At 58.0% G+C, this 4057-nt stretch carries 2 protein-coding genes; both read right to left on the reverse strand.

Going from position 1 to position 4057, the window contains the following annotated elements:
* A partial coding sequence (locus tag ABYV89_RS15025; protein ID WP_432823748.1) for a PAS domain-containing protein occupies nt 1-1586 on the reverse strand: 1586 nt, incomplete at its 3' end.
* Between the two features lie 110 nt (nt 1587-1696).
* Nucleotides 1697-4057: ATPase, T2SS/T4P/T4SS family (locus tag ABYV89_RS15030; protein WP_432823749.1), on the reverse strand; the 2361-nt coding region annotated here is incomplete at its 5' end.

A 4057-nucleotide genomic window follows, 5' to 3' on the forward strand; every position in this document is an offset into this window, starting at 1 on the left:
GCCTTATTGCCAATGAGATCCCAGTCGAAGCTGCCGATCTTGGCAATGCGCTGGGCCTGCGCAAGCAGCTCCCGGCTTTTTCGCAAGCTGTCATCCGCCTGCTTGCGCTCGGTAATGTCGCGGACGATCTCGACCCCTGCCACGATCTGACCGTCGACATCCCGCACGGGCGCGGCGCAAACCTCCTGAAAAACCCAGCGTTCACCGATGCGGGACTGGCGTTCGTGGCTGCTGACCCTGCCCTCCTCAAAGGCCTTGACCAAGGCGCAGTCGCAACAGGGTTCTTCCCGTTGATAAATAGCCCGGAAGCACTGTTTATTCATGTTATCGCCGAACAGCTTGATGGCAGCCGGGTTCTGGTACAGCACCCGGAACTCCCGGTCATGAACGGTGAGCGGGTCACTGATCGCGGCGATGATCGCTTCTGATTTGGCGCTTTCCGCTTCGGCCCGGGATATCGCCGCCAGCAGGGCGCGCTGGTCGCTATCGGCCTGCGCCATAAAACCCTGAATCGCTTGAGTCAGAAGCACGATTTCGTTTTTCCAGCCAGCTCCGGAATTCTGCGGCTCCCCTGGCCTCTGCGTCAGGCGCCGGACATGACTGGCCAGCTGTTCCAGCGGGCACAGCAACAAGTGAATTGCGCCCAGGGTGACAACCAAAATCGCCAGCACCAGCGGCGGCAGCCAGCTGAATATGATTTTTCGGGCCCGGGTTATCGCGGCGTAAGCCTCCTCAGGCGGGTAGTTGGCCGCCATGATCCAGTTGGTGGTTTTCAGCCGCTTGAACGAGGCGATGAAATGCCGGCCGCGGGAGTTGACCGTTTCCCCGGTCCCCTCAAAACCCGCGATGGCCTGATCGAAGAGGAGGTTGGCCCCGGGGGGAACGTCCGGCTGCAAGACCCGGCTCAGGTCGGGATGCACGATAAGGGTCCGGTCGGTATCGAAGAGATAGGCATAACCGCTGCGACCGACTTTGGTTCCGGCAATTTGCGCCAGAAAATTATCCCCCAGCAGATCCACGGCGCCGCCCATGATCGCGACAAGGGTACCTGCCTGGTCATGGATAGGGACGGTAAACATGATTTCTGGATGAGCATCCGGCAGGCTGGAACGGTAAGGGGCAGACATGACCGGCTGGCCGCTGGCGAGCGTTTGGCGAAAGTAATCCCGAAAGGCGAAGTTCGTCTGGTGGCGGCCGGCTCTGGCCGGCGATTCGGCGATCAGCTCTCCCGTGGGGCTGAACAAAAACAAGCCGCGATCGAAGATCGACAGCAACCCGAAGCGGCTGTCAAGAAATTGTTGCGCCTGCCTGCCGGCAACGACCTCATGAGGCGCGTGAAGGGCGCCGGCCAGAAGGGACTGCCGGGCCTGGTCGAGTTTGGTGTCGATACTTTCCGCCAGCGAGGTGACCAGGGAAAACTGCTGCGCATAGAGGTTCTGCTTCAGCTGATGCTCGAAATGATAGATGAGAAAACCGCCAAGGGTCGCTGCCAAACCGAGCACCAGCGCAGAAATCAGCAGGGCAATTTTTATTTTCAGGCTGGTGCCCCCCCAATAACCCGGGGTTTTCAGGCGAAATGCGTTCATGAAATAGTTCCCATGTCAAAATCATCAACCCTGGCTTCCGGCAGTGCAATTATTGCAACCCTGATACGCCGGCATCCCCCCCGCCCCCCTGGGGGGGATAATGCGCTGACTCACCCGCTATCCTGGTTCTTGACATGGCCGCAAAAGGCACAAACATTCCAGTCTTCCTCCATGGCCAGATTGCATTGACGGCAGACATTCTGCTTGAACGCGCCACAGTAGGGGCAAAACAGAAACCTGGCATCCACCCCCCGGTGGCAATGGCCGCACTGGCGCTCATTCTTTATCTGCGGCCCGATTACCCGCAAGATTTCATCGAGGGTCGTTTCACCACTGCGTACCTTTTCGAGACCGTCCTCGATCAAGGTTTTCATCCCGCTGATACGGGCCAGCTCCACAAGGCGCGACTCTTTATAGTCTTCAGAAATGATATGCCGAAAATCCTCGCACATGACAAAGAGCTCGTAAATACCGGTGCGCCCCTGATAGCCGGTATTGCTGCACCTGGGACAACCAACGGGACGGAAAACCTTTCCCCCCAGGCTCTCGGCAGAAACCCTGAGCAGCTGCAGGGCATCCGCGCTGGGCTGATCTTCGGTCTTGCAGTGTTTGCAGAGCCGGCGAACCAGACGCTGAGCGACGATGCCTTCCAGGGCCGAGGCGATCAGGTAGGGCTGAACACCGATATCGATGAGCCGGGTTATCGAGGCGATTGAACTGTTGGTGTGCAGGGAGGTGAGCACCATATGACCGGTAAGCGCCGCCTTGAAGGCGACATCAGCCGTCTCCTTGTCCCGCACTTCGCCTACCAAGATGACGTCCGGATCCTGACGCAGGGTGGATCTGAGCACGGAGGCGAAGGAAAGGCCGATTTTTTCCTTGACCGCAATCTGGTTGGCCTCTTCGAGAAAATACTCCACCGGCTCCTCGATGGTCTCAAAGTTCTTGGTCCGATCGAGCATTTCACTCATGATGGAATAGAGCATGGTGGTTTTGCCGCTGCCGGTGGGACCCGTGCAGATAATGATCCCCTGGGGTTTCTTGACCAGGCAGTGAATCCGCCGGAGATCGTCCCCGAGCAGCCCCAGCTCTTCCAGTTTCTTCACCGAGGCACTCTTGTCGAGAATGCGCAGCACCACCTTTTCGCCATTGATCGACGGCAGGGTGGAAACCCGCAGGTCAACCAGGCGCGTCCCCGACTTGACCGAGATCCGCCCATCCTGGGGGATGCGCCGCTCGGAGATATCCAGTTTAGCCAGGATCTTGATCCGGGAGATCGTTGCCGGGTGCAGATCCGCGGGAATGCGAATCTTGTCGTGAAGCATCCCGTCGATACGCAAGCGGATCAGGGAGAACTTGGTTTTCGGTTCGATGTGAATGTCGCTGGCGCGATAGCGAATCGCCTCGGCGATGATGGAATTGACAATGCGGATGATGGGCGGGACGCCTGAGGAATTTAACAGCTCCTGAACATTGACCTCGCCCTCCTCCTCGATAATGATGTCAATCTCGTCGATCGGCTCCATATCGGGGACATGGTCAAAATTCATCCCGTCTTCAGCGGTCAGATCACCGTAGACCTTCTCCAGCTGGGTCGCAATACCGGAACTGCTGGCGATAACGGGCGAAACCTTGACCCCCGTCATCAGGGCCAGGTTATCGATTTTGTATATGTCCGACGGATCGGCCATGGCCAGGGTCAGCTGCTTGCCATGGAGCTTGATCGGAATAATCCGGCTTTTCTCACAGAGATCGCGGGGGAGGAACTTCACCACTTCGGGGGGAATTCTGACTTCGGCCAGATCGATGTATTCGAGGTGCAGGTGGGTCTGCAGGGTGCTGATGATCTTCGACTCAGTGGTCAGCCCAAGGCGAACCAGGGTATCGATTATGAACTCCCCGTCTTGCCGGGCTTTTTTGGCACGGTCGAAATCTGCCGTCGGCAGCTGCCCAGCCTTGGCGAGAATGCTGCCGAGAATGCCGCTGCTCTCGGCCACCCGGGCGGCGTAATTTTTGATTTTCTCCTGCTGCTGGCGGTTGATCTCTTTGAGCTTGCGGTTTTCCTTCAAGAGCACGAACTGCTGCAGAGCCAGACTGACGGTCAGACGAAAGTCTTCGTCGTTCCACGGCTTGGTGATGAACTTGTAAACCGCGCCTTCGTTGACCGCCCCCATGATGGACTGCACATCGGCATAGCCGGTAAGCATGATCCGAATGGTGGCAGGCCAGCGTTCTTTCACCATCTTGAGCAGCTGGGCGCCGGTCACACCTGGCATCCGATGGTCGGAGACCACCAGCTGAACCTCACGGCTCGCCAGGATACTCAGGGCATCTTCGGCGTTGGCGGCGGTTAAAATTTCATAGTTTTCGTCGAGAAAAATCCGCTTGAGAGCCTTCAGCACCCCCTCTTCGTCGTCGACAAACAGCAGGGTAAACCCGCTTTTGGGCACGACCAGCTCCTCACGAGGAGC

Source organism: Trichloromonas sp., assembly GCF_041583255.1.
GTDB lineage: Bacteria > Desulfobacterota > Desulfuromonadia > Desulfuromonadales > Trichloromonadaceae > Trichloromonas.